Raw genomic sequence first — 24816 nt, 5'->3', positions numbered from 1 at the left:
GGGCGGGGGAGTGGAAGACCTCCTGGTCGGCGGTGAGCATCTCGGTGGCGGTGCCGATGGGGGCGCCGGTGCCGGGGTTGCGGGCGACGCGCGGGTAGGCGCCGCTCGCGACCTGCACGCGGACGCGGTGGCCGCGGCGGAAGCGGTGCCCGGCCGGCCACAGCTCCAGGGCGACGTGCCGGACGCCTTCCCGCGCGGTTCGCGGAGGGGCCCCCGGCAAGGGATGGGCGTCCGGCACCGGTTCGCCCGCGACGAGGCGCCGCATGCCCTCGCACAGGTTCAGCGACTCGCCGTCGGGGGTGACGTCGCACAGCCGCACCACGAAGTCGGTGTGCTCGCGGTTCGAGCGGATGTACAGGTCGGCGGTGACCGGGCCGATGATCTCCAGGTCCTCGTCGAGGACGGCCGAGGTGTAGGTCAGCACGTCCCGGCGGCGTTCCAGGCGCCGCTGGTCGGTGGACGGGCGGGTCTCGCCGAGCAGGGTGGGGCCGCCGAGGAACGGCGTCGGATGGTCCGGGTCGTACCGGTAGGTGTCCGGTTCGGACTCGGGCGGTTCGTCCGGTGCGAGGGCGCCGGCGGGCTGCAGGTACCAGCGCTCCTCCCGCATGCCGGGGACCGGCCAGTCGGGGAACTCGCGCCACTCGCCCGCGCCCGTGATGTACAGCCGCACGGGCTGCTCCCGCAGCTCGGACGGGTCGTCCAGCAGGTGCGCGCGGAACCAGGCGATCGACTCGCCCACCGAGCCGCGCATCATCCGCTGGTCGGCGTGGAACCACGGCCCGATGGTCAGGTACGGGCGCCGTCCGGCGGCGCGGAGCGCGGCGTAGTCCCGCATCTGCCACGGCAGGAAGATGTCGTACCACCCGCCGGTCATGTTCACCGGTGCCGTCACCCGCGAGACGGTGGGGCTGAAGTCGCGCTTGTCCCAGAACGAGGTGTCGGGGCCGTTGACGAGGAGTTCCTGGAAGAACCGCTGCTGCCCGCCCGTCGCGAGCCGGTCGAGTTCGGCGATCGGACGCCCGGAGAGGGTGGCGCGGCGGGCGCGGCGCGGCGACATGATGCCGGTCGTGATCCCGGAGAGCGAACTCTTCATCCGCGCGGTGAGGTCCACCCAGATGAGCGTCGACTCCAGCGCGAACGTTCCGCCGACGTTCACGGCGTCGCGGAACGTCGAGGCGGTGACCTGCATCGACAGGGCGCGCAGTTCGGGGCCCGCCTCCGCGGCGACGGCCCACTGCACGTAGCCGAGGTAGCTCGGGCCGTGCATCGCGAACGTCCCGCCGAACCACGGCTGTGACTTCAGCCACTCGATGGTGGCGAGGCCGTCCTCCCGTTCGTCCAGCGCCTCGAAGACGCCGCCGGACCCGAAGCCGCCGCGGACGCTCTGCACGACGGCCTGGAACCCGTGCGACGCGAACGCCTGCCCGCACATGAGCCCGAAGGGGCCGCGCCGCCCGTAGGGGGACCGGACGAGGACCGTGGGCGCCCGCTCGACGTCCGTCGGGGCGTACCGGTCGGCCAGCAGGGTGACGCCGTCCCCGGCGGGGACCTCGAGGTCCCGCTCGACCGTGACGCGGTGGGGGCCGTTCCGCAGTCCCAGCGCCGTGACCCCCAGCCGGCGCATCATTCCCACGCCTACCATCTGATCAAGCGTAATCGTCCCGGGGGTCGCGCCCGCCTCCGGAGTCCGTGATGTGCCTCGCGCGCCCCGGGTCTTCTATACGATCGGGGGCGCGCAGGGCGGCATAACGGGATCTGACGGGCGAATCTGACGGGCGAGTTCGCCGTGCCCGCGCGAAGGGAGAGATGCACGCGTCATGGGTGATGTGAGCTGGGAACGGGTCATCGCCGCGGGGGTCGTGCTGGCGTCCGCCCTGGCGCTCGCGGTCCTGCTGCGGCTGCTGACCGGCCGGCTGTTCCAGCGGGCGGGCGACACCCGGGCGACCTGGGACGACCTGGTGGCCCGGCTGGTCAAGGACTTGGCGGTGCCCCTCTCGGTCCTGCTCGGCCTCTGGATCTCCGCCAGGGTCGTGCAGCTCCCGCGCGGCACGCTCGACGTCACCGCGAAGGTGCTCACGGCCCTCGCCATCTTCGTGGTGACGCTGGCGCTGGCGCGGCTGATCGCCGGCGGTGTCAGCTCGGTCGCGCTGGCCAGGCAGGGCGTCGCCGGCAATGTGACGATCTTCGCCAACATCACCCGCGTGGTCGTCCTCGGCGTCGGCATCCTGGTGATGCTGCAGAGCCTCGGGGTGTCGATCACGCCGCTGCTCGGCGCCCTGGGCGTCGGCGGACTCGCGGTCGCGCTCGCCCTGCAGGACACCCTCGCCAACCTGTTCGCGGGCGTGCACGTCCTGGCGGCCAAGACGATCGAGCCCGGCGACTACATCAAGCTGTCCACGGGGCAGGAGGGTTACGTCGTCGACATCAACTGGCGCAACACCACAATCCGGACGCTGTCCGACAACATCGAAGTCATCCCGAACATGAGGTTCTCCGACACGATCCTCACCAACTACCACCGTCCCGCGCAGGACATGTCGATCCTGGTGTACGCGAAGGTGGCCTACGAGGTCGACCTGGACCGGTTCGAGGACCTGCTCATCGAGGTCGGGCACGAGGTGATGAAGGAGGTCCAGGGCGGGGTGGCCGACTGCGACATCTTTGTCCGCTTCAACGATTTCAACGACGCCACCGTCGGGTTCCACGTGATCCTGCGTTCCTCCGAGTTCGGCGACCAGTTCCGCATCAAGCACGAGTTCCTCAAGCGGCTCCACCGCGTGATCCGCGAGGAGGGCATCGCGCCGCCCTACTGGCACCACCGCGTGGTCATCGAGGACAAGAACGGGCAGGCGCGCGGGGACGGCGTGCCCGCCACGAGCGAGCTGGCCTCCGACGGGGCCTTCTGAGCGCGCCTTCCGAACGGGCGTCCGGCCCGGGTGCGCCCGCGGGTTCAGGCGGGCGGGGGAGCGGTCTCGTCGAACAGCGCGAGGAACTCGGTGTGGCCGAACCGCCGCGCCGTGTCGACGGCCGAGGGCGAGCCCGCGCGCGGGTCGGCGCCCGCGTCCAGCAGGGCCCGCACCACCTCGCCCTCCTTCTTGGCCACCGCGCCGGCGAGGGGCCGCCGCCCCCGGTCGTTGGCGCGCTCGGGGTCGGCGCCGCGCGCCGCGAGGGCCCGGACGGTGTCGGCGTGCCCGTGGCGGGCGGCGAGCATGAGCAGCGTGTCGCCCTTCTCGTCGGCCAGGTTCGGCGGCGCCCCCGCGTCGACGAAGCCGGCGAGCCGGACGGTGTCACCGGTACGCGCCATCTCGCACAGGCGGGCGGGGAGGTCCTCCGTATCCGGATCGGGGCCGGTCAGCAGCGAGGAGCCGTTGCCGGCCGTGAGCAGCCCGCCGAGGCTGCCCTTCCCGTACCGCAGGTTCTTCTCCAGTGACACGAGGGCCCCGTCGTGCATGAACGAGCGGAAGCGGACGTCGTCGGCCAGCATCCTCATGATCATCAGGCCGCGGCCCTGCTCGTCGGCGAGTTCGGGGGCGGGTAGCACGCCGGCGTCGAACCCCGTCCCGGAGTCGATCACCTTGATCAGGCAGCGGGAGTCCTGGATGGTCGCCCGCACCGTGTAGTCCGCGCCGTGCTCGGCGTGCTTGATCACGTTCGTGCACGCCTCGGTGAGCATGACCTCGATGTCGTCCCGGATCTGCTCCTCCACGCCGAGGGCGGTCAGCGCCGCGTGCAGCAGCCTCCGGGTGGCCGGGACGCTCGCAGCGTCCCGGGGGAGCAGGAGGTCGAGGCTGATCTCCACGTCATCTCCGTCCAAGGTTCGTCCGACTGATTCGTGCCCTTTCGGTCCCGCATAAACATGTCGGAGCGACTTGGGGCCCCTGCGGGCCTTGCGGCGCCGCCCGGCTGCGGTATGTTGGTTGTGTCCAACTGAGTTGTCCACAATTGAAAGGGGCGTTCATGGACGTCCACTACACCGCCGTCGCCACCGCCAACGGGCGGGACGGCAAGGCCGTCAGCTCCGACGGCCGCCTCAGCCTGTCCCTCGCCGCGCCGCGCGAGATGGGCGGGGACGGCGAGGGGACCAACCCCGAGCAGCTGTTCGCCGCCGGGTACGCGGCCTGCTTCGCCTCCGCGCTCGCCGCGGCCGCCCGCGGCACCCGCCAGGACGTCCGGGACGTCTCCGTCACGGCCGAGGTCGGCATCGGCGGCGACGTCGAGGGCGGTTTCGGGCTGACCGTCGTCCTGCGCGTGGAACTGCCCGACGACTTGGAGAACGGGCGCGAGCTGGTGGAGCGCGCCCACCGGATCTGCCCGTACTCGAACGCCACCCGGGGCAACGTCCCGGTGGAGCTGGTGGTCGAGTAGCTCAGCCGGCGGCGTCGGCCGCGTGCTGCTCGCCGATCACCTTGCGGACCGCCGTCGGCGCCGGGCCCGTCCGGGCCGTCAGCTCCCGGATGCGCCGCTTGTGGCGCCGCCGGTCCGCGCGGGGCAGGACGGTCGTCAGCTCGCCCGCCGCGGCCAGCGCGACCGCCGCCGCGTCGTAGCTGTGGACGTGCGCGACCGGACGCCCCCGGAGCGCGGACGACGCCCCGCCCCACAGCTGCTTCACCACCCGCGGGTCCCTGACGGTGACCTCCTGGCGGGGGAACAGGCCCAGCACCCGGTGCTCCCGCACGCGGATCCACCCGTCGCGGACCAGCTCGTCCCGGATCCTGGCCACCATCTCCTTGCTGTCCTTGCGCACCCAGTGCTGCCACGACCTGGGCCGTGACCCGGCGATCTGCGCCAGCACGCCGTACGGATCGTCGCCGGGCGTGCCCGGGACGGGCTTGCGGCGCTCCTCGCCGAGCCGGCCGTCGAGGTACAGCTCGGTCAGGGCGGCGCCGCGCAGCACGTAGCCGAGTTCCGCGCGGCCCTTGCTCATCTTGTGCTTCCGAAGGTCGTACGCCAGCAGGTACATCCGGGCCGGCAGCGATTCTGGAACCTTGACCATCTCAATCCCCGTCTCCGCCGCGCGGCGGGCCTGCCGCGTCCTCGATGGCGTCTCCGCCGGTGCTCCGGGCGCTCGCGTCCTGCCCGCCCGTGTTCCCGTCGCCCGTGTTCCCGTCGCCCGTGTCCCGCGCCGCCTTGCGGGGGCGCCCGGGCCCGCGCATCCCGCCCGCCGACGCGGGCATCCGCCCCGCGTCGGCGAGTGCCCGCCGCAGCAGGAACTCGATCTGGGCGTTGGTGCTGCGCAGTTCGTCCGCCGCCCAGCGGGCCAGGGCGTCGTGCACGGCGGGATCGAGCCGCAGCAGGATCTTCTTGCGCTCAGTCACGTGGGTCCAGGGTCACTGGTAGAGGCTGCCGGAGTTCACCACCGGCTGGGCGTCGCGGTCGGCGCACAGCACGACCAGCAGGTTGCTGACCATCGCGGCCTTGCGCTCCTCGTCCAGCTCGATGACGCGGTCCTCCTCCAGCCGTTCGAGGGCGAGCTGCACCATGCCGACCGCGCCCTCCACGATCCGCTGCCGCGCCGCGACGACCGCGCCGGCCTGCTGCCGGCGCAGCATCGCCTGCGCGATCTCCGGCGCGTACGCCAGCCCGGTGATCCGCGACTCGATGATGTCGACGCCGGCGGACGCGACCCGCTCGGACAGCTCCTCCGACAGCCGCGCGGTGATCTCGTCGGCGTTGTCGCGCAGCGAGATCCGCTCGGCGTCGTCGTAGGGGAAGCTGCCCGCGATGTGCCGGACGGCCGCCTCCGTCTGGAAGGCCACGAACTCCACGAAGTCGTCGACCTCGAACACGGCCCGCGCGGTGTCGGCGACCTGCCACACCACCACGGCCGAGATCTCGATCGGGTTCCCGTCCAGGTCGTTGACCTTGGCGAGCCCGGTCTCGTGGTTGCGGATCCGCGTCGACACCTTCTGCCGCATGGTCAGCGGATTGACCCAGCGCAGGCCGTCGTTGCGCACCGTGCCCTTGTAGCGGCCGAGCAGTTGCAGCACCCGCGCCTCGTTGGGCGCCACCGGCGTCAGGCCCGCCGCGACGACCGACCCGGCCGCCAGGAGCAGCGAGCCGATGCTGACCCCGCCCGCGATGGCGCCGGCTCCTCCGGCCAGCGCCCCGGCGGCGGCCGCCGCGGCGCCCAGTGCGATCAGCGCGATCGCCAGGCCCAGCAGCGCCCAGCCGTTGCGGTCCGCCGCCGGCCGCTCGGTGATCTTCGGGCGCGGCATCGCCACCTTGGTCGTCTCTTCGGCCATCCAGGTATCTCCTTATCCGGGGTGTTATCGGCAACCTATCAAAGTGATATCACTTTTTCAATCTCGGGTCCCTCGGCATCGGAGAGCACCCTGGGCACCTTGCGGAGGGTGATGAGGGCGAACACCGAGACCAGCACGGTGAACGCGGCGCTGCCCAGCAGCGCGGCGTGCATGCCGTCCACGAACGCGTCCTTGGCCGCGGCCCCGACCTGCGCGGCGAGGTCACCGGGCAGGTGCGCGGCGGCCTGGAGGGCCGCGCCGAGCGAGTCGCGGGCGGCGGACTCGGCCGGTGCGGGCACGCCCTCCGGCAGGTCCAGCGAGTTGCGGTAGACCGCGTTCAGCACGCTGCCCAGCACCGCCATGCCGAGCGCGCCGCCCAGCTCCATGCCCGTCTCGGAGATCGCCGACGCGGCCCCCGTCCGGTCTCGCGGGACGGAGGCGAGCACGGTGTCGCCGGTGACCGTGAGCGCCATGCCCACGCCCGTCCCGGACAGCATCATCGCGGGCAGCATCATCCAGTACGGGGTGTCCAGCCCGACCGTCAGGAAATAGGCGTAGCCGCCCGCGCCGGCCAGCATCCCGGCCGCGACGACCCGGGCCCGGCCGAGCGCGGAGATCAGCGGCGGGGCGAGCAGGGCGCCGCCGACCATGGCGGCGGCCGCGCCGGGCAGCCCGGCCAGGCCCGCCTTCAGCGGCGACCAGCCGAGCGCGAGCTGGAAGAACAGTGAGAAGATCAGCGACTGGGCGACCAGCGCGAACATCGCGAACATGTTGGTGACGACCGACCCGGAGAACGCGACCCGCCGGAACAGCGCGGTGTCGACCAGCGGCTCGGCCAGCCGGGTCTGCCGGGCCAGGAAGGCGGCCATGGCCAGCGCGCCCGCCACCGCGCAGACGTGGATGCGCCACTCGTCCAGGCCGTGCACGGCGGCCTCCTTGAGCGCGTACACGGGGCCGAGGACGCCCAGCGCCGACAGCGGGACGCTGAGCAGATCGAGCCGTCCCGGTACCGGGTCCCGCGACTCGGTCAGCAGCAGCGCGCCCGCGGCGAACGCGGCGATCATGACCGGCACGTTGATCAGGAAGACAGAGCCCCACCAGAAGTGGTCGAGCAGCGCGCCGCCGACGACGGGCCCGAGCCCGACCGAGAGCCCGGCGACGCCCATGAACGCGCCGACCGCCGCCGTCCGCTCCTTGGCGTCGGTGAAGGCGCGGTGGATCAGCGACAGGCAGGACGGCATCAGCGTGGCGCCCGCGACGCCGAGCAGGGCGCGGGCGGCGATCAGCAGCTCGGCGCTCGGCGCGTAGGCGGTCACCGCGGATGCGGCGGCGAACAGCGCCGTTCCCGTGAGCAGCAGCTTCTTGTGACCGATGCGGTCGCCGACGCCGCCCATGGTGATCAGCAGCCCGGCGAGCGCGAACCCGTAGGCGTCCGCGATCCACAGGACCTGGGTGGCCGACGGGTCCAGGTCCGCGCTCAGGTGCGGGACGGCCTGGTTCAGCGCGGTCAGGTCGATGCCGGGCACGGCGGCGATCAGCAGGCAGGTCGCGAGCGTGGCCCATCGGCGGTCGGTGGATTCCATGCCGGCAACGGTCGCGGGCGGCGCTGACCGTCCGCTGACGGCGCCGCCCGCGCCGGTCAGCGGACGGTCAGCGGCGGGTCAGCAGGGCGAAGGCCCGCTCGCGGGGAAGGGCCGCCGCCGCGGCGAACACGGCCTCGTACGCCGCGTCGCCGAGGAGCGCGCGGGCGGCGGACGAGACCCGCCCGGCGTCGGTGTCGCGGGGGACGTCCAGGCGCCGCAGCACCGTCGCGACGCCCAGCAGCCGCGCCGCCCGCTCGCCGTCCCCCTTCGCGGCGGCCACGTCCGCCAGGCCGATTGCGGCGAGCGCCTGGTAGGTGAAGATCGGGCGGTCGGCCGACACGTCGAGCGCCTCGTGGAACAGCCTTGCCGAGCCGCTCCGCGCAGAACGCGCGGACGGTGTCGAGCATCCGGTAGCGGGAGCCGTCGGCCTGCAGCAGCGACTTGTCGGCGAGCCCGGCGACCAGCTCGTCGGTGTCGCCGAGATCGCAGACGCCCGTCGCGGCCTCCAGCGTGAACCCGCCGGTGAACACCGTGAGCCGCCGGGCGAGGATCTGCTCCTCCGCGTCCAGCAGGCCCCAGCTCCACTCCACGACGGCGCGCAGCGTCCGGTGCCGGGGCGCGGCCGTGCGGTCGCCGCGCGACAGCAGCCGGAAGCGGTCGTCCAGCCGCGCCGCGACCTGCTCGACGGGCAGCGACCGCAGCCGCGCCGCCGCCAGCTCGATCGCCAGCGGCAGCCCGTCCAGGGCCCGGCAAATCCGCGCGACGGCGTCGCCCTCCAGCACGAAGCCGGGGCGGACCGCCGCGGCCCGGTCGAGGAACAGCCGCACCGCCGGATACGCGGCGGCCTCGCCGTCCGGCGCACCCTCCGGCGGCGGCTCCAGGGGCGGCACCGGCCGCAGCGCCTCGCCGGTGATCCCGAGCGCCTCCCGGCTGGTCGCCAGCACCCGCAGTTCCGGGCAGGCGACCAGCAGCCGGTGCGTGAGCCCCGCGACGGCCGCCACGACGTGCTCGCAGTTGTCCAGCACGAGCAGCGTCGGCCGCCCGTCCAGCGCCGTGATCAGCCGCTCCTCGGTGCCGGCGGGTCCGCCGGGCACCGGTCGCATCCCGGCGGCCCGCAGCCCGAGCGCCCCGAGCAGCGCCTGCGGCACCTCGTCCGCGTCGACCGGCGCCAGGTCCACGAAGCAGACCTCGCCGCCCGCGCGCCGCGCCGCCTCGACCGCCAGCCGCGTCTTGCCCGCGCCGCCCGGCCCGAGCAGGGTCACCAGCCGCCCGGCCGCCAGCATCCCGCCGACCAGCCGCAGCTCCTCGGCACGGCCGACGAAGCTGGTGAGCGGCGCCGGGAGCCGCACGCGCGGTCCGCGGGCCTCACCCCTCAGAATCGCCACGTGCGCGCCGGCCAGCTCCGGCGACGGGTCGGCCCCCAGCTCCTCTGCCAGGATCCGGCGGCCCTCCTCGAACACCGCGAGCGCCTCCGCCTGCCGGCCGCACGCGTGCAGTGCCCGCATCAGCAGGGCCCGGGCCCGCTCCCGCAGCGGCTGCGCGTCCACCAGCCCCCGCAGTACCGGGACCACGGCGCCCGCGTCACCGCCGCGGAGCGCCGCCTCGCCGCGGTCCTCCACGACCGAGGCGCGTTCCTCCTCCAGCCGTGCCGCCTGCGCGGCCGCGAACGGCGCCCGCACATCGGCCAGCGCGGGGCCGCGCCAGAGCCCGAGCGCCTCATCGAACAGCCCGGCCGCCCGCGGGAACGCGTCATCCGCCATCGCCCGCCGCCCGTCCGCGGCCAGGCGCCGGAACCGGTGCGCGTCGACAGCGTCCGGATCGGCGACGATCCGGTATCCCGCCGGCCGCCCCTCCACCAGGTCCGCGTCACCGAGCGCCCGCCGCAGCCGCGACACCCGGGACTGCAGTGCGTTCGCGGCTCCGTCCGGCGGCTCCTCCCCGTACATCCCGTCGATCAGCCGCTCGGCGGGGACGGTGCGTCCCGCGTCCAGCAGCAGCATCGCCAGCAGAGCCCGTACCCCGGGCCCGCCCACCGGCACGGCCACCCCGCCGGCCCGCACCTCCACGGGCCCCAAAACGCCGAACCGCATGCCCCGATTGTCGCGCATCGCTCGACTACGGTTGGTTCATCTACCTCGGAGGAACCGCCATGAGCGAGACGCAGATCGTCACCGGCTTCCTGTCCGCCCTAGAAGACCTCGACGTCGACCGGGCCCTCACCTACGCCGCGCCAGAGATCGTGTACCAGAACGTCCCGCTGCCGCCTGCCCGCGGCCTGGCCGCCGTCGAGAAGACGCTCCGGGCCATGTCCCGCTACGGCAGCGGCTTCGAGGCCCGTATCCACAACATCGCCGCCAACGGCCCGGTCGTCCTGACCGAACGCACCGACGTGCTGGAGGCCGGCGCCTGGCGCGCCGAGTTCTGGGTGTGCGGCACCTTCAAGGTCGAGGACGACCGCATCACCCTCTGGCGCGACTACTTCGACTGGACGACCTTCCTGGCCGCCTCCGCCAAGGGCCTCGGCGGGGTCCTCCTGTCCGCCCTCAACGCCCGCCCCAGGACACCCCGCAAGACGACCGCTGCGTAGTTGCGCCACCGGCGCTGAGTACATGTACTCATGTGCCCGGCGGGATCCCGGGGCAGCCTGGTCGCCATGAACGTCGATCAGCGGTCCCTGCCGGGCGCCCTGGCCGCGGCGCACGCGGTGCTCTGGGCGCAGGCCGTGCTGTGCGGCCTCGCGTGGCTCCTGCCGAACGCCGGGGTCGCCCTTTGGGTGTCGGTGCACGGCGTCCCCGACGACGGAACCGCGCCCTACCTGCTGATCCCGGTGCTCTTCTCACTGCCCCTGCTGCTGTTCGCCGTGCCCGGGCTGGTGCTCGCCGCGCGCCTCCCCTCCGGCCGCCGGGGCGTGCACACGGGAGCCGTCGTGTACGAAGCGCTCTGGATCGCGCTGGGAGGCGCGGCCCTCAACGGGCCCGTGCGCGCCGCATTGGGCGGGCCGTTTCCGGTGCGGGTTCTTTTGTTCGCTTCGATGCTCGCGGCGGCGTATGTCCTGGCGGTCCTGCTCGCCCCGAATGGACGTTCGCGCTTCCGCTGAGACGCCCGACCGCGGCCGCCGGTTGTCCGGCGGGTTTCCCCGAAGCCGTCTGCACTCTCGAAAGGGACGGCAAAATCGTGGCTGCTTCCGAGTCGTTTACCTTTTCCACCCCGAAGGAACCACCTGGGCGGTCCAGGATGAGCGAGGAATTGCCCGGCCACGACAGAGGGCGGCGATTTCCAGTCGGCAGCATTACAAAAGGGGGAAAAGGGATGAGGCGGACTCTTGCGGTCTCGCTCGGCACGGCGGTCGCGTTCGCGGCCTTCATGCCGGCCGGTCAGGCGTCCACGGGCGCGCGGATCCACGTGGTGAAGCCGGGGCACTCGATCCAGAAGGCCGTCAACAAGGCTCGGCACGGTGACGTCATCCAGCTCAAGGCGGGGCGCTACGACGGGGGAGTCCTCGTCCGCAAGCCGCTGACGATCCGTGGCGCGGGCAACAGGACCGTGCTGCGCCCGGGCCGCAAGGACTACTGCGCCAAGGTCAGGCAGCCCGGAATGGGCATCTGCGTGGTCGGCCGCGCGGGGCACCCGGTCCGGAACGTGACGGTCAAGAAGCTCAGCGTCCAGTACTTCAAGGAGACCGGCGTGCTCGGCCTCCACACCGACCGGCTCACGGTGGAGCACGTCCTGGCCAAGAAGAACGGCGAATACGGCATCGCGGAGTTCAACTCCACCCGCGGCCGCTTCGTCCACAACTGGGTTCAGCACTCCGGTGAGCACGCGGGCCTGTACGTCGGGGACGTCGCCAACGCGCACGGCACGGTCGTCGCGGAGAACCACGCCTCGGGCAACGCGATGGGGTTGCTGATCCGGCACGCCCGCAACGTCAAGGTCTACGGCAACACGTTCGTCGGCAACTGCGCCGGGGTCCTGCTGGTGGACGACGGCCGGCCCGGCGGCCAGGGCCACAACGCGCTCTGGAAGAACAAGATCTCGAAGAACAACCGGAACTGCAGGCCGTACGGCCCGGTCCCGGCGCTCAAGGGCACCGGCATCCTGCTCTTCGGCGGCGACCACAACAGCATCAAGAAGAACGAGGTGACGTACAACCGCGGCAGGCTGCCCTACTCCGGCGGCATCGTCCTCTTCCGCGGGGTTCCGCCGCAGAACCGGCCGGCCCGCCACAACGTCGTCGAGGCCAACCGCGTCCTCGGCAACGCCCCGTACGACCTGGTCGACAGGAGCGGCAGCCGGACCAACAAGTTCCGCGCCAACCACTGCAGGACCTCCAAGCCGCGCGGGCTCTGCTGACCCCGCCGCGCTTCCGGGGGACCACGCCGCAACCGGCGTGGTCCCCTCTGCGTTCGGCCCCGGCGTCAGCCGGTCACGCGGAAGGTGGCGTCGCCCCTGGCCACGGCGTCGCCGATCGGGTCGAGGCGGAGCAGGTAGTCGTAGTGCCTGATGTACCGGTCGGGGAAGTTGTACGCCTGGAACGACGCCGCCGACGCGTCGGCCAGGCCGGGGACGCGGCGGAACGTGGCGTCCGCGGCGAAGGTGGCCGAGCCGTCGTTCGGGGCGAGGACGAAGTCGAACCCGTAGTGCCGCAGGTAGTGGCCGGGGAAGTTGACCGATTCGAAGGAGACGTGCCCGGAGGGGGCGGCGAGTCCGGGCACCAGCCGGAACTGCGCGTCCTGGGCCGGGCTCACGTCGGCGTCGATGCGGACGTCGAAGTCGGCGTGCCGGACGTAGCGGTCCGGGAAGTTGTACGACCGCAGCCGGCTGGGCGGGCTGCTCTGCCACCGCCCGGTCACGCGGCTCTCCTCGGCGGCGGTCAGGTTGAGCACGAAGCCGTGGCGCTTGCGCGTGCCGCCCAGGTCGTAGCCGCCGGGCCGCACGAAGTCGCGCGTGCTGCCGAGGTTCGTCGACGTCAGCGGCATGTAGCCGCGGCCGGTGGCGTACTGGTCGAGCCACAGCGTCCACTCGTCGCGGTCGTTGAACTTCGCCCACATCGGCCCCTCGACGTCGCCGCCGGTGAGGCCCAGGTGCGACAGGTCGCCCAGCCGCGTCCACGACCCGAGGATCGAGTTGGACGCCTCGATGGTGAGTTGGCCGTCGCCGGAGGCCCGGTAGTACCGCCACCCGCCGGTCCGGTCCGGCACCTCGATGATCTGGGTGTCGATGAGCCCCTGGGTCCCCGTGCGGTCGATGTAGATCTGCGGCGCGGTGACCGTGCGGAAGTCGGTGGTGCGCGCGTACCAGATGCGGTGCTTCCTGATCCCGTTCACCGTGGAGTTCGTCGCCCAGTAGAGGACGTAGCCGCCGGCCGCGGGATCGTAGATGGCCTCCGGCGCCCACGCGTTGCCGGCCCCCGGGATGGCGCCCGCCACGTTGAGCAGCCGCGGCGACGACCAGTTCACCAGGTCACCGGACTCCCAGACCACGATCGAGGTGCTGCCCCGGTTCGCGGCGTCGTCCCACGAGGTGCCGGAGGCGATCCGCAGGTCCGTCGCGATGATCCAGTACCGGTCGCCCGCGGGGGAGCGGACGACGACGGGGTCGCGGACGCCCCGCGTGCCGACCGTGGAGACGAGGACGGGCGAGCCGTTGTTCAGGTCGGTCCAGCGCAGGCCGTCGTCGCTGTGGGCGAGGTAGATCTGCTCGCCGTTCGCCGACTCTCCGGTGAAGTGCGCCATGAGGTACCCGGTGAACGGGTCCGCCGCGGCCGCGATCCCCGTCCAGGACGCGGTGAGGAGGCAGGCGGTGGCGAGTATCGCGATGACGCGGGACAGGAATCTGGGCATGCGGGGTCTCCCAGTGTGCGTTGTGTCGCGGCGGGGGCCGACACCAATCTCTCCGCAAAAATGTGAGCGATAACACCATCGCTGTCAAGACCGCATCCCTTGAGTCATGCGATTTCGCCGAACACCAATCCAGGAGAAGGGCGCCGAATGTAGGGCTACATGTTTGCGCAAACACCCACTCAGCCTGTGGGGTAACACAAAGCGCGGCCCGCTGATCGAGCAGAGGCCGTGCCGTCTCCGCCATGATGGTCACGAACCGGAACGGGAGACGCATGACCTCGACAACGGCCCCGCCCCCCGCGAACGACCGGCACGCGCGGCGCTGGCTCGCCGCCTGCGCCCTCGCCTACGGCCTCACCCACCACATCGGTTTCGGCCTCGCCTGGCTCGGCATGGTCGGCGACACCCGCTGGGCCGACTGGGCCGACGTCCTCACCCCGTACGCCGTCCTGCTCACGGCCGCCGCGGCACTCCACGCCGGGCGTGCCGACCACCGCGGCTGGGCCCTCTACCTCGTCGGCGCCATCACCTACGTCGAGGGACACGGCATCCACCTCGCCGCCAACTCCGTCGGCAACGACACCCCCGGCATCGCGGTCGTCCACCTGTGGGACGAGGTGGCCGGCCACTACATCTGGTACGCCGGAACCGCCCTCGTCGTCGCCGCCCTCGCCCTGGTCGTCGCCGTCACCTGGACCACCAACTCCCTCGAAGGCGGCACCGCCGTGATGGGCCTGCTCGTCGCCGCCGCCTTCACCGCCTGGGGCCTGCGCACCCGGCACGACCTCGGAGGCGTCCTGATCCCCGCGTTCGCGCCCGCCTTCGTCGCGCTCACCGCCTACGGCGTCTGGCAGCGCGGCTTCCCGCAGCCCACCGAGCTCGGCTGGCTCTGACCCGGCCGTGCCGGGGCCGGCGCGATGGAGGCGATGATCCCGTCGAGGGAGGGATCGTCGTCGGCGGCGACCCAGACCCGCGCCGGCTCCCGGCCCGGACAGGGGACGCCGGTCGCGCGGACCCTCCGGCCGCCCTGGCTGAGCACCCCGTCCACCATGTACCAGCGCACCCGCTCGCCGAGCAGCGGCGGCGGCCGGTGGCCGAGGTCCGTGCCGTCCGCGGAGAGGTGGTCGGCGGGCAGCGCGCCGTCGTCGACGATGATCTGGATGACGGCGGGCGGGCGGCGTCCGTACTCCCCGAGCCGGTGCAGGACGTGCCTGTCCAGGTCCGGTGCCGCTCCTGGTACGCGTACCAGCGGGACGGCGTGTCCACCGTCAGCCCCGGACCTCGCACGCCCACGAGATCGTGCCGCCCGCCCCGCCCGTCCAGCAGCTCGACCCGCCGCTCCCCGCGGTACTCGCGAGCCAGTTCCGTCAGCGACCGCACGCGGCCTCCGCCCCTTCGCGCGCGCACGATCGTCCCACGCCATGGGGGCCGCCTGGTCGGCCATACTCGTCCCATGGACGAGGGGGAACGCCCGGCCGAGGCCGAGCTGGTGCTGGCCGCCCGGGGTGGGGACCGGGAGGCGTTCGGCCGGCTGGTCGAGCCTTTCCGGGACGAGTTGCGGGCGCACTGCTACCGGATGCTCGCCTCGATCCACGATGCCGAGGACGCCGTCCAGGAGACCCTCGACCGAGCCTGGCGGAGCCTGGGCGGCTACGAGGAACGGGGATCGATCCGGTCCTGGCTCTACAGGATCGCGACGAACCGGGCGCTGACGCTGATCGAGAGGCGCGGGCGGCGGGAACTGCCCACCGACATGAGCCCGGAGGGCGCACCGGCGGTCGAGACGGCCTGGGTGGAGCCGTACCCCGGACGGTGGATGGCCTGGACGGACGACCTCGATCCGGAGGCCCGCGTCCTCGCGCGGGAGAGCGTGGAGATCGCGTTCGTCGCCGCTCTGCAGCACCTGTCGGCCGCGCAGCGGGCCGCCCTGCTGCTCTGCGATGTGCTCGGGTACCGCGCCCGGGAGGCCGCCGAGGTGCTGGACACGACGACGGCCGCGGTCAACAGCGCGTTGCAGCGGGCGCGGAAGGCCGTCCCCGGCATCAGCCAGCAGCGCACGCTGGACGCGATCGGGGAGGCCGCGCAGCGGGACCTGGTCCGCCGCTACATGGCGGCGTGGGAGGCGCGGGACGTCGACTCCATCGTGGCGCTGCTCACCGAGGACGCCAGGTTCTCGATGCCGCCGCTGGCCGCCTGGTACGCGGGGCGCTCGGGCATCCGCGCCTTCCTGGTCGAGGGCCCGCTGACCGAGCGCTGGCGTTTCGTGCCGGTGCAGGCGAACGGGCAGCTCGCCTTCGGCACCTACAGGTGGGATGACGCCAGAGCGTCGTACGTCCCGGCGGGCCTGGACCTGCTCGTGCTACGCGACACCCGGATCGCCGAGGTCGTGTCCTTCCTCGACGCCGACTTCCCGATGTTCGGCCTTCCGGCGGAACTGGCCGGCCCGCCGCGATGATTTCGCGGCCCGGCCCGGGTTGTAGTCCCGACGGATACATCGAGCCGGAAGGACACGACAATGCAGACCGACCAGGATCAGATCCGCGCCTTGATCGAGCGCTGGGCCGAGGCGGTTCACGCCGGAGACATGGACCGGGTCCTCCAAGACCACGCCGAGGACATCGTCATGTTCGACGTCCCGCCGCCCTACGAGGGAGTGCGCGGCCTGGACGACTACCGCCGGACGTGGCCGCCCTTCTTCGAGTGGCAGGCCCAGGGCGCCCTCTTCGAGATCGAGTCGCTGGACGTCGTCGCGGGCGATGACGTCGCCTACGCCTACGCACTGCTGCGTTGCGGGACCAAGGAGGGGTTCGAGACCGACCCCGACAACCGGTTGCGCCTGACCCTCGGCCTGCGCAAGCGGGACGGCCGCTGGGTCGTCCACCACGAGCACCACTCGTTCCCGGACGTCCCCGAAGGAGCAGGCTGATATCGGCATACCGCGGTGAGGTAGCCGCACACCCCTGATGACCGCCCGAGACGCCGGGTGGTCATCAGGGGCGCGGGGCCGCCAGCGGAGAGGACGGAAGAACTCCCGCACGTCACCGGTGAGCCAGTACAACGTGGCGTCGGTGCCATCAGAACGGAGCCATCTATTCCGTTCCGCGTGATCCCGAGCGGCTAAGGTCGTCCGGAAGGGAGGGTCGGTGCATTGACGGTCGGCGGGGCGTGTTCGTGCGATGACGGCTCGGCGCTCGACCGGGCGACCATCCCCGGACTTCAGCGGTGCCGGACGCTGGGCTGCCTGGACGCGGTCGGGCTGACGGAGGCCTATCTCGACAGGATCGGCCGCCTGGACGGTGTCGTGCGGGCGGTGCTGGCACTGGACCCGACCGCGATCGCGCAGGCGGCGGCGTCCGACCGCCGCCGGAAGGCCGGAAAACTGCGAGGGCCGCTGGACGGGATCCCGGTGCTGCTCAAGGACAACATCGACACGGCGGGCCTGCCGACCACCGCCGGTTCCCGCGCCCTCGCCCGCGGGCGCCCCGCGCGGGACGCGGAGCTGGTCCGCCGGCTGCGCGCCGCCGGGGCCGTGATCCTCGGCAAGGCCAACCTCTCCGAATGGGGGAACTTCCGGTCCTCCGGCGCGGTCTCGGGGTGGTCCGCGGTCGGCGGCCAGACCCGGAACCCGCACGCTCCGGACCGCAGCCCCAGCGGCTCGTCCTCCGGCCCGGCGGCGGGGGTGGCCGCGGGGTTCGCCCAGGTGGCCGTCGGCACCGAGACCGACGGCTCGCTGGTCTGCCCGGCGGGGACGAACGGCGTCGTCGGCGTGAAGCCGAGCCGGGGCCTGGTGGGCGTGGACGGTGTCGTGCCCGTGTGCCGCGCCCGGGATTGCGCGGGGCCGATCGCCCGGAACGTCGTCGACACCGCCCTGGCCCTGTCCGTGCTGGCCCCAGGCACCCGAGGGCTCGTGCCCAGCGACCAGCCGTCAGCACTGCGGGCGGCGCGGATCGGTCTTTGGCGGATGCCGGCGTACGGCGAAGACGTCGACCGCTTGATGACCCGCGTTGGCGAGCTTCTGCGGGAGCGGGGCGCGGAGGTCGTCGAAGTGGACGTCGAAGTAGAACGGACGCGTGACCTGCTGTCCGGGGTGCTGCCGACCGAGTTCCGCAGGGACATCGAGGACTACCTGCGAACGCGCGACGACGGTCCCGGGGGGCTCGCCGAGCTGATCGATTTCCACCGCGACGACCCGCTGGAGCGGACGTGCTTCGCCGGGCTGGATCTGTTCGAGCAGTCCCTCGCCGCCCCGGGTCCCGAGGACCCCGGCTACCGCGCCCGGCGGGCCGAACTGGCCAGGCGGGCGTCGCGCTCGATCGACGACCTGCTCACCCGGCACCGCCTGGACGCCCTCGCCGCGCCCACCAATCCGCCCGCCCGGCCCATCGACTGCCGCACGGGTGACGACGGCTTCCCCCCGACCTCCACCCCGGCCGCCGTCGCCGGGTATCCCAGCGTTTCGGTGCCCGCGGGGTTCGTCGGGCCGCTTCCGGTCGGCGTCTCCTTCATGGCCGGACGGCGCGCCGACGCCCGCGTCCTGGCCCTGGCCGCGGCCTACGAGCGAGCGGCCGACGCGCGCAGGCCACCGCGTATCGCCACGTCACCGACGGATCCGGTGTAGGACCGTGGCCCCTGCAGCCAGGCCGGCGGCGCCCGCGACCACGGCCGCGACTGCCCCCCGCGCCGGCAGCCGGGAGGAACTCTCCGGCGGTGGCGGCGGCTCGACCTCCGGGAGCCCGCAGGCGGGCACCGGTTCCCGGCCGGATTCGACGACGTTGCGGTACTCCTCATCCATGATCTGGAAGAACCGCTTGACGCGGCGTCCCTTCATCACTTCGAACGTGCAGCCCGTCGACTTCCAGTACTGCCTGCCGACCTCCCCGTTGAAGAGTTCGTTCACCAGCAGCGCGCGGAGGTTCGCCTCTGACAGGACCCGCAGTTCGTACTGCATGAGATAGAAGTACACCCACAGGTTGGCGTACAGATGCTGCCGCACCCGCGCGGTCGTGCGCTCCTGGTCGCTGCGCATCTCGGGCCGGGGCCAGCCGTTGGCCCACAGCAGTTCCGGATCCTCCAGTTGCATCCGGATGAGCTCGAAGTGGAAGGTGCGGATGGCCTGGGCGCGGTTCGTCCGGGAGTCCTTGGCCCCGAGCAGCAGCGAGACGGTGATACCGACCAGCGAAACGGCGGTGAGCAGGGTCGCCGCCGCGCCATAGGCGTCACCGATGGCGCCGATCTCGTCCCACTCCACGCCCCCGGCCACGCCGAGCCGGTAGAGCACCACCGGTGAGGCGGCGACGAGCCCCAGCATGACGAGGAACAGCAGCGCCGCGCCGCCGACCAGCAGCCACCGCCGAACCTGCTGCCGCTCACCACGCTCCCAGAACGAAACATTGGGCACATCCGCCATTACCGCTTCTCCTGACCGCACTCGACGACGCCTGCGGCGGGACCCGGACCCGCCGCCCGGCATTGTCCGCTAATGCGACGCCTCGTCCAACGGCCCGGTTCCAAATGGCCCGCCCACGCCAGAAAATGCACCCACGGCAAGACCGAATACGCATTTTCGGAGCCGCCTGGAACTGCCTTTCCAGATCACCATGCGGGACTGTCAGCGCAGGACGACCCGGTCCGGAAGTCCGTCGATCCGGCCTTCCTCTCGGAGTTCCAGCAGGTCTTGTGCGAAGGCGCGGGCGATGTCGGAGCCGCGGCGGTTCCAGCCGAAGAAGCGGGCCGTGTGCGTGGTCAGTTCGGTCTCGGTCATGCCGGGGGATTCGGCGATGATCTCGAGCAGGGCCGTCCTCCGCTCCGCGGGTGGAACCTCGGTGACCTTGCGGACCACTCCGTCTCCGGGCTCGCGCGGGAGGACCGGGCGTTCTCGCAGGGTGATGGTGTCGCCGTCCTGCTCGACCTCGCGATCGGCCTTGAGCAGCCCGCCGAGGGCCCTGTCGAGGTTGGCGCGAATGCGCGAGCCGATCCGTTCGATGCCCCAGACCGTCGCCGCCCTCCGGTAGAGGAGGTCGCGCTGAACCGGCGCCTCGGTTTCGAGGATCTCGCGGAAGAGCCGCTGGAGCAGGCTGAGCGATTCCGGCTCGTGCATCTCGTAGTAGTAGAGGTGTCCTTCGAGATGCGCCCTGCGGTAGGGGGCGGCCCAGTCGCGCGGCTGCCCGTCGTCGGCGGACTCCATGGTCACCCTGGGCTGCTCGTCCGTCCGAGGCGGTTCGGGGACGATTGGGCCCTCATCGTCGTCGGGTGCGGTCTCCTCGGCCATCACGTCGATGGCGGCCTCGACGGCTTCGCGTAGCCGGGTCTCGGCCTCGGGGCGGTTGCGGTACCAGTCGGTGCCCCAGATTCGGTGCAGTTCCCAGCCGAGCCCGCGCAGCACCTCTTCCCGCAGGCGGTCGCGGTCCCGCGCGGCCTTGGACGAGTGGTACATCGCGCCGTCGCACTCGATGCCCAGCGCGAACCGGCCCGGGAGAGCGGGGTGGCGGACGGCCATGTCGATCCGGTAGCCGCCGACGCCGACCTGCGGCTGGACGTCGTAGCCCCAATCCGTCAGGACGTCCAGCACGGACTCCTCGAACGGGCTCTCCGGCGCCGCGTCCTCGTCGAGCGGTCCGTGCTCCAGGACGGCGGGGCCGCGCTCGGCGTAGTCGAGGTACTTCTTGAAATGCGCGCGGCTCCTGCTGGTGCCCTCGCGGATGTCGGAACCGGAGATCGACGAGATGACCTCGACGCGGTGCCGGGCGCGGGTCACGGCTACGTTGAGGCGCCGCCAGCCGTTCTCCCGGTTGAGTGGGCCGAACATCATGGTGAGCCGCCCGTCGGGGCCGGGGCCGTAACCGACGGAGATGATGACGACGTCCCGCTCGTCGCCCTGGACGGTCTCCAGGTTCTTGACGAAGAACCCGTTGAGCCGGTCCGCGGAGAAGAACGGCTCCAGCTCGGGATGGCCGTCCCGGGCCCGTTCCACGGCCTCTTCGATGGCGTGCGCCTGCGCGTCGGACATCGCCACCACGCCGAGGCTGAGGTTCGGCCGCGTCCGGTAGTGGTGCAGGACGCGTTCGGCGACGGCGTCCGCCTCGATCGGATTGCGGCGGCTGCGGCCCCGCTCGTAGACGCCGGACACCTTGGTGAACGTGACTCCGACGTCGTCGCCGGACTCGAACGCCCCGGGAAAGGTCACCAGGCCGTTGCCGTAGAAGCGGCGGTTGCTGAACGCGATGAGTCCTTCGTGACGGCTCCGGTAGTGCCAGGACAGCGGCAGGCTCCGGATGAGGCCGCTGCCCTTGCACATGTCGAGGAGCGAGTCGAAGGAGTCCGGGACGTCCTCGTCGAAGTCGTCGTCGTCCGAGTCGTCGGTCTGGGCGAAGAAGTCGGTCGGCGGCAGTTGCTTCTGGTCGCCCGCCACGATGAGCGATCGGCCGCGGTAGACGCAGTTCACGGCGTCCTGGGGGAGCACCTGCGACGCCTCGTCGAAGATGACGACGTCGAAGCGGTATCCGGCCGGCAGGAACTGGCTGACCGTCAGCGGGCTCATCATGAAGCACGGCTTCACCAGCGGGACGATGTCGGACGTCCGGTCGAGCAGCGTCCGCACGGGCATGTGCCTGCTCTTCTTCTCGGCCTCCCGCTGGATGACGGCGGCCTGCCCGACGTTGGGCCGGGGGCGGCGCGCGTTGCACGCCTCGATCACCTGGGCGTGGGCGTTGGCGACCAGGGCCTTGTCGAGTTCGCGGAACCGCTCGACGAGCCTGTCCCGTTCGACTGCCCGGACGGGGGTGAGGCGGGAGTCGCCGCCCATGACCCGCTCGGCCCAGGCTTCGAGGACGGCCCGCTCGACCGCGTGCGGGAAGCCGGCGCCGTCCAGGCCCTTCTCGGCGGCCCGGCCGATGAGCCCGTCGAGCCCGTGCCGGCGCAGGCCGGCGCGGGCCTCGGCGTAGGAGCGCCATTCCTCGGGGCCGGACCGGTCGGCGGCGAGCAGTCCGGTGAACTCGTCGAACGCCGCGGCGGTGCCGGTGAGCCGGGCGTGCAGGCCGGGCCGCCGCGCGGCGTCGAACATCTGGACGAAGTCGGTGACGGCGGCGCGGAACGCGTTCCACGCCCCGCGCAGTTCCTCGTCGGGCCGGGCGGCGAGCAGCGCGCGGGCGGCCTGCTCGGGCATGGGCTCGTCCGGTGTCCGCACGCCGGCGACCCAGTCCAGCGCGGCCGAGAGCGCGGCCGTGTCGGTTTCCAGCTCCGCGTAGAGAGCGCCCAGCACGTGCTCGTCGTGAGCCTTCCGGGACAGGAACGCTGCACGTTCGGCACGCACCGCCTCCACTCGGGCGGCGATGCCGCGCGCCTGCGCGAGGGTGAGCGCCGACGGGGTCCCGAGCACCGGCTGAACCTCGGCGATCAGCTCGGCGGCGGCGGCCAGCGGTCCGAGGTGGGCCGAGTACCAGGCGGTGGCGTCGGCGATGGACCCGGCCGCGAGCCTCGGACGTCCGCCCGGCCGCGGCGCGGGGACGAGCGTCCGCCGCCACCGGTCGAGCCGCTCGCGCACCTGGTCGGCGGCGGTGCAGGCGCCCGCGTCGGGACGGCCGCCGGCGCCGACCTGCTCCGCGAGAGCGGCCGGGGAATGCGGCCCCGCGGCGAGCCGCCCGATCTCCTCGGCGCCCTCCAGCAGCCCGTGGACCAGCCGGAAGTCGGTGTGCTCGCCCTGCCAGTAACGTCCGAGGAGCGGGCTCTGGGAGGCGGCCGCCTGCTGCAGCGCCATGGCGGCGTTGTACCAGGCCAGTGCCTGCGGGAGCCGCTCGGCGGCCTCCCTGCTCCATTCACCCGACACGGTCAGCCCGGCGAGCAGTCGCTTGTCGGCCCGGTGGGCACCGGACAGCTTCCCGAGTCCGGAGGTCTCGCCGAACCGCCGCACAAGGCCGGGGAAGTCGGGAACGGTGAAGATCTTCTCGGTGAACACCCGGGTCGCCGCGGCCCTGGCCTGGACGAGTACGTTCACGCGCTCTTCGAGGTTGGCGGCGGCGAGGACGGCGGCGGACCTGCGGTCGCTCGCCAGCCAGTCCGCTTCGGGGCGGTGCGGCCACCGCGCGAACTCGGTCAGCCGGCAGAGGGCCAGGGCTTGCTCGAAGGTGACCGGGGCGGGCATCCCGTAGACGGCGGCGATGTCGGCCAGCGACGACCGTGCGTGGCGCAGCATGTCCGCCTGTTCCCGGAAGTCGGCGCCGAGCCCGCGGAGCCACTCTTCGGTCAGCTCCGACAGGTCGAGCCCCTCCGTCGCCAGCTCGGCCAGTGCCGCCTCCTCGGCGGACGCCGAGCTGTCGATGCCGGACGGCAGGTGATCCCAATCCGGCCCGACCTCCCCGGCGACGGCGGCGACCGAGGTCCGCAGTGCGCCCAGCCGGGTGATGAATCCGGACACCTCTTCTCGTAGCGCCGGCAGTACGGGGGCGGTCAGCCACGCCTCCGGAACCTCGGGGCGGCCGCCCGTGGCGTCGAGCAGGGCGAGTAGCCGCTCGGTTGCGCCCAGCTCGGTCAGGCCCAGTGGCCCGGTGAGGTCATCGTGCGCGGCGAGGCGGCGCTGGAGCGCGTCGGCGTGCTCGCGCAGCAGTTGCAGGCGCGGCTGCGGCTGCCCGCTTCCGGTGAGATGCCGCCACGCGTACTCGGAGCCCTCGGCGACGGGCCGCCACGCGTCGCCCAGTCGCTCCGCTGCGGCACGGACGTCCTGGAGCCCGCCGGCGGTCAGGCCCTCCGGCAGCGCGGTCGGCAGCGGCGGCACGCCGGTCAGCTTGCCCAGCCGCCCGATCACGTCGTGCAGCGTGAAGCCGAGCGGCGGCCGGGTCTCGTTCATCGCCGCCGCGTAGGCCGAGAGCTCCTGGCGGGTGCGCAGAAGTCGCTGCCGATCCTCGTCCGACCCTGATCCGACGGCCTTGGGACGCTTCGCGAGGGCGTCGCCCAGCGTCTTTGCGACCTCCTTGCGGCTCGCGTGGTGGCTGTGCAGCGCCAGGACGAACGCCCCGAGCCCCACGGAGTCCAGGCGGTTGCGGACCACGTCCAGCGCCGCCGCCTTCTCGCTGACGAACAGTACGCTCCGGCCCTGGTACATCAGCGCCGCGATCATGTTCGCGATCGTCTGGCTCTTACCGGTGCCGGGCGGGCCGTCCATGATGAACGACCGGCCGTCGAGGGCCGCCGCGACGCACTGGCGCTGGGACGAGTCGGCGTCCAGGACGAGGGGCGTCAGCTCGGGCGGCTGGAGTTCGTCGATCCGGTCGGCGTCGACGGGTTCGAAGTACAGCTCGTCCTCGGGGAGGTGCGCGGCTTCGCCGAGTCCGATGGCCTGCACCAGGGGATGCGCCAGGATCTGGTCCTCGTGGTCGAGCAGGTCCCGGTACATCGCCTCCTTGTGGGAGCGGAACGTGGCGAGCACGACGTCGTCGTTGACCTCCCAGTCCGGGTGTCCCGCGACGGCGGTGCGCACGGCGGAGAGGGTGCCGGGGAGGTCCTTCATGCTGTCGGGGTCGGGCCAGGCCAGCCCGAGCTGCCCCATCTTGACGGCCAGCGCCGGGTTGGGGACGGCGTCCTCGCTCTGCTCGGTGATCAACCGGAACAGGCCGGGGCCGAGCCGGTCGAGCCGCACCGGGACGAGCAGCAGCGGTGCCAGGTTGAACCCCTCCGCGCCGGGCTCCCGCCACTTGAGGAACGCCACGCCGAGCTGGAGCGTCCACAGCCCGGTGTCGTTGAACATCTGGTTGGAGTCGCGGTACAGCTTGCGGAGCGCGGCGTCGAGGGCGAGCCGGGTGGTCTTCTGGGTGACGATCCCGCTGGTGTCCTCGAGCGTGACCAGACCCTCGTTCTCGGCGTCGTCCTCGGGCAGCTCCGCGAACCGCAGGCCCGAGTCGAGCCCGGTGATCAGGGGACCCGCCTGCGGTGACCGGATCGCCAGCGTGGCGGTGCGGGTGTGCCGGAAGTTCAGCAGCCGGTTCCGGCCGGTCAGATCGATCAGGTTGTCACGCCACTTGCCCAGCACGTTCCGCAGTGCGGCGCGCGGCAGTTCGTCCATCACCGAGTCCGCCATTGATCTGACCGCCTCCCTACAGGACCCGACAGCGAGTTCTTGGCAAGGGAGCGGAACGATTGTGGCACTTCACTCCTCGGTGGTCG

Annotated in this window: 20 protein-coding genes; 9 read left to right on the top strand and 11 right to left on the bottom strand. The window is 72.5% G+C overall.

The window, feature by feature from the left end; all coding sequences use genetic code 11:
* The coding region (locus E1289_RS11865) for a CocE/NonD family hydrolase (protein WP_131978972.1) at nt 1-1642 on the bottom strand (1642 nt) is incomplete at its 3' end.
* A 175-nt stretch (nt 1643-1817) separates the two neighbouring features.
* Here E1289_RS11865 and E1289_RS11860 point away from each other — a divergent pair.
* On the top strand, nt 1818-2906 hold the full coding sequence (locus tag E1289_RS11860; RefSeq protein ID WP_131978969.1) for a mechanosensitive ion channel family protein: 1089 nt from the start codon (nt 1818-1820) through the stop codon (nt 2904-2906).
* Between the two features lie 44 nt (nt 2907-2950).
* On the opposite strand, the gene E1289_RS40315 is transcribed toward E1289_RS11860, so the two are convergent.
* Nucleotides 2951-3799 carry an ATP-binding protein gene (locus tag E1289_RS40315; RefSeq protein ID WP_347813572.1) on the bottom strand — a complete coding sequence of 283 codons (849 nt, stop codon included), beginning with the start codon at nt 3797-3799 and terminating at the stop codon, nt 2951-2953.
* Nucleotides 3800-3957: 158 nt separating this feature from the next.
* Between E1289_RS40315 and E1289_RS11845 the strand changes: the two genes are divergently transcribed.
* Nucleotides 3958-4365: an Ohr family peroxiredoxin gene (locus tag E1289_RS11845; protein ID WP_131978966.1), complete on the top strand. Its 408-nt coding sequence runs from the start codon at nt 3958-3960 to the stop codon at nt 4363-4365.
* 1 nt (nt 4366) lies between these two features.
* Here the strand turns inward: E1289_RS11845 and E1289_RS11840 are convergent, their stop codons facing one another.
* Genes E1289_RS11840 through E1289_RS11820 form a run of 5 tightly spaced genes read right to left on the bottom strand, consistent with a single transcriptional unit; the run spans nt 4367 to nt 9915 of the window.
* The gene (locus tag E1289_RS11840) at nt 4367-4993 is read right to left on the bottom strand and encodes a GPP34 family phosphoprotein (protein WP_131978963.1); all 627 of its coding nucleotides are present in this window, start codon (nt 4991-4993) and stop codon (nt 4367-4369) included.
* Between the two features lies 1 nt (nt 4994).
* The gene (locus E1289_RS38940) at nt 4995-5315 is read right to left on the bottom strand and encodes a hypothetical protein (protein WP_207928921.1); all 321 of its coding nucleotides are present in this window, start codon (nt 5313-5315) and stop codon (nt 4995-4997) included.
* Between the two features lie 12 nt (nt 5316-5327).
* Nucleotides 5328-6242: an SPFH domain-containing protein gene (locus E1289_RS11830; RefSeq protein WP_131978960.1), complete on the bottom strand. Its 915-nt coding sequence runs from the start codon at nt 6240-6242 to the stop codon at nt 5328-5330.
* Between the two features lie 38 nt (nt 6243-6280).
* On the bottom strand, nt 6281-7825 hold the full coding sequence (locus E1289_RS11825; RefSeq protein WP_131978957.1) for an MFS transporter: 1545 nt from the start codon (nt 7823-7825) through the stop codon (nt 6281-6283).
* Between the two features lie 56 nt (nt 7826-7881).
* Nucleotides 7882-9915 carry a BTAD domain-containing putative transcriptional regulator gene (locus E1289_RS11820; RefSeq protein ID WP_207928920.1) on the bottom strand — a complete coding sequence of 678 codons (2034 nt, stop codon included), beginning with the start codon at nt 9913-9915 and terminating at the stop codon, nt 7882-7884.
* Nucleotides 9916-9974: 59 nt separating this feature from the next.
* Here E1289_RS11820 and E1289_RS11815 point away from each other — a divergent pair, with 59 nt between their 5' ends.
* The 3 genes from E1289_RS11815 to E1289_RS11805 all read left to right on the top strand — a co-directional run bounded on the left by E1289_RS11815 (nt 9975) and on the right by E1289_RS11805 (nt 12175).
* On the top strand, nt 9975-10412 hold the full coding sequence (locus E1289_RS11815) for a limonene-1,2-epoxide hydrolase family protein (protein ID WP_165970445.1): 438 nt from the start codon (nt 9975-9977) through the stop codon (nt 10410-10412).
* A gap of 66 nt (nt 10413-10478) precedes the next feature.
* Nucleotides 10479-10922: a hypothetical protein gene (locus tag E1289_RS11810; protein WP_131978953.1), complete on the top strand. Its 444-nt coding sequence runs from the start codon at nt 10479-10481 to the stop codon at nt 10920-10922.
* Nucleotides 10923-11134: 212 nt separating this feature from the next.
* A complete protein-coding gene (locus tag E1289_RS11805) occupies nt 11135-12175 on the top strand; it encodes a right-handed parallel beta-helix repeat-containing protein (RefSeq protein WP_165970444.1) in 1041 nt (346 codons plus the stop codon).
* Between the two features lie 65 nt (nt 12176-12240).
* Here the strand turns inward: E1289_RS11805 and E1289_RS11800 are convergent, their stop codons facing one another.
* A complete protein-coding gene (locus E1289_RS11800) occupies nt 12241-13665 on the bottom strand; it encodes a glycoside hydrolase family 43 protein (RefSeq protein WP_131978947.1) in 1425 nt (474 codons plus the stop codon).
* A 272-nt stretch (nt 13666-13937) separates the two neighbouring features.
* On the opposite strand from E1289_RS11800, the gene E1289_RS11795 reads away from it, so the two are divergent.
* On the top strand, nt 13938-14558 hold the full coding sequence (locus E1289_RS11795) for a hypothetical protein (protein WP_131978944.1): 621 nt from the start codon (nt 13938-13940) through the stop codon (nt 14556-14558).
* On the opposite strand, the gene E1289_RS11790 is transcribed toward E1289_RS11795, so the two are convergent.
* The gene (locus tag E1289_RS11790; protein WP_131978941.1) at nt 14504-15109 is read right to left on the bottom strand and encodes a hypothetical protein; all 606 of its coding nucleotides are present in this window, start codon (nt 15107-15109) and stop codon (nt 14504-14506) included. The two genes, E1289_RS11795 and E1289_RS11790, sit on opposite strands and share 55 nt — an antisense overlap.
* A 9-nt stretch (nt 15110-15118) precedes the next feature.
* On the opposite strand from E1289_RS11790, the gene E1289_RS11785 reads away from it, so the two are divergent.
* From E1289_RS11785 to E1289_RS11775, 3 genes are all read left to right on the top strand, one after another.
* The gene (locus E1289_RS11785; protein WP_207928919.1) at nt 15119-16120 is read left to right on the top strand and encodes a sigma-70 family RNA polymerase sigma factor; all 1002 of its coding nucleotides are present in this window, start codon (nt 15119-15121) and stop codon (nt 16118-16120) included.
* A 60-nt stretch (nt 16121-16180) separates the two neighbouring features.
* Nucleotides 16181-16591, top strand: a complete 411-nt coding sequence (locus E1289_RS11780; protein WP_131978938.1) for a nuclear transport factor 2 family protein — start codon at nt 16181-16183, stop codon at nt 16589-16591.
* A 222-nt stretch (nt 16592-16813) separates the two neighbouring features.
* Nucleotides 16814-18283 carry an amidase family protein gene (locus E1289_RS11775; RefSeq protein WP_131978935.1) on the top strand — a complete coding sequence of 490 codons (1470 nt, stop codon included), beginning with the start codon at nt 16814-16816 and terminating at the stop codon, nt 18281-18283.
* Here the strand turns inward: E1289_RS11775 and E1289_RS11770 are convergent.
* A complete protein-coding gene (locus tag E1289_RS11770; RefSeq protein ID WP_131978932.1) occupies nt 18263-19072 on the bottom strand; it encodes a DUF6082 family protein in 810 nt (269 codons plus the stop codon). The two genes, E1289_RS11775 and E1289_RS11770, sit on opposite strands and share 21 nt — an antisense overlap.
* A gap of 201 nt (nt 19073-19273) precedes the next feature.
* Entirely contained in the window at nt 19274-24730 is a 5457-nt protein-coding gene (locus E1289_RS11765) for a DUF3320 domain-containing protein (RefSeq protein ID WP_131978929.1), read from the bottom strand.
* Between the last annotated feature and the right edge of the window lie 86 nt (nt 24731-24816).

Source organism: Actinomadura sp. 6K520 (assembly GCF_004349245.1).
Taxonomy (GTDB): Bacteria; Actinomycetota; Actinomycetes; order Streptosporangiales; family Streptosporangiaceae; genus Spirillospora.
Note: the sequence above shows the minus strand (reverse complement) of the source record. Positions and strands in the feature narration are given on the sequence as shown.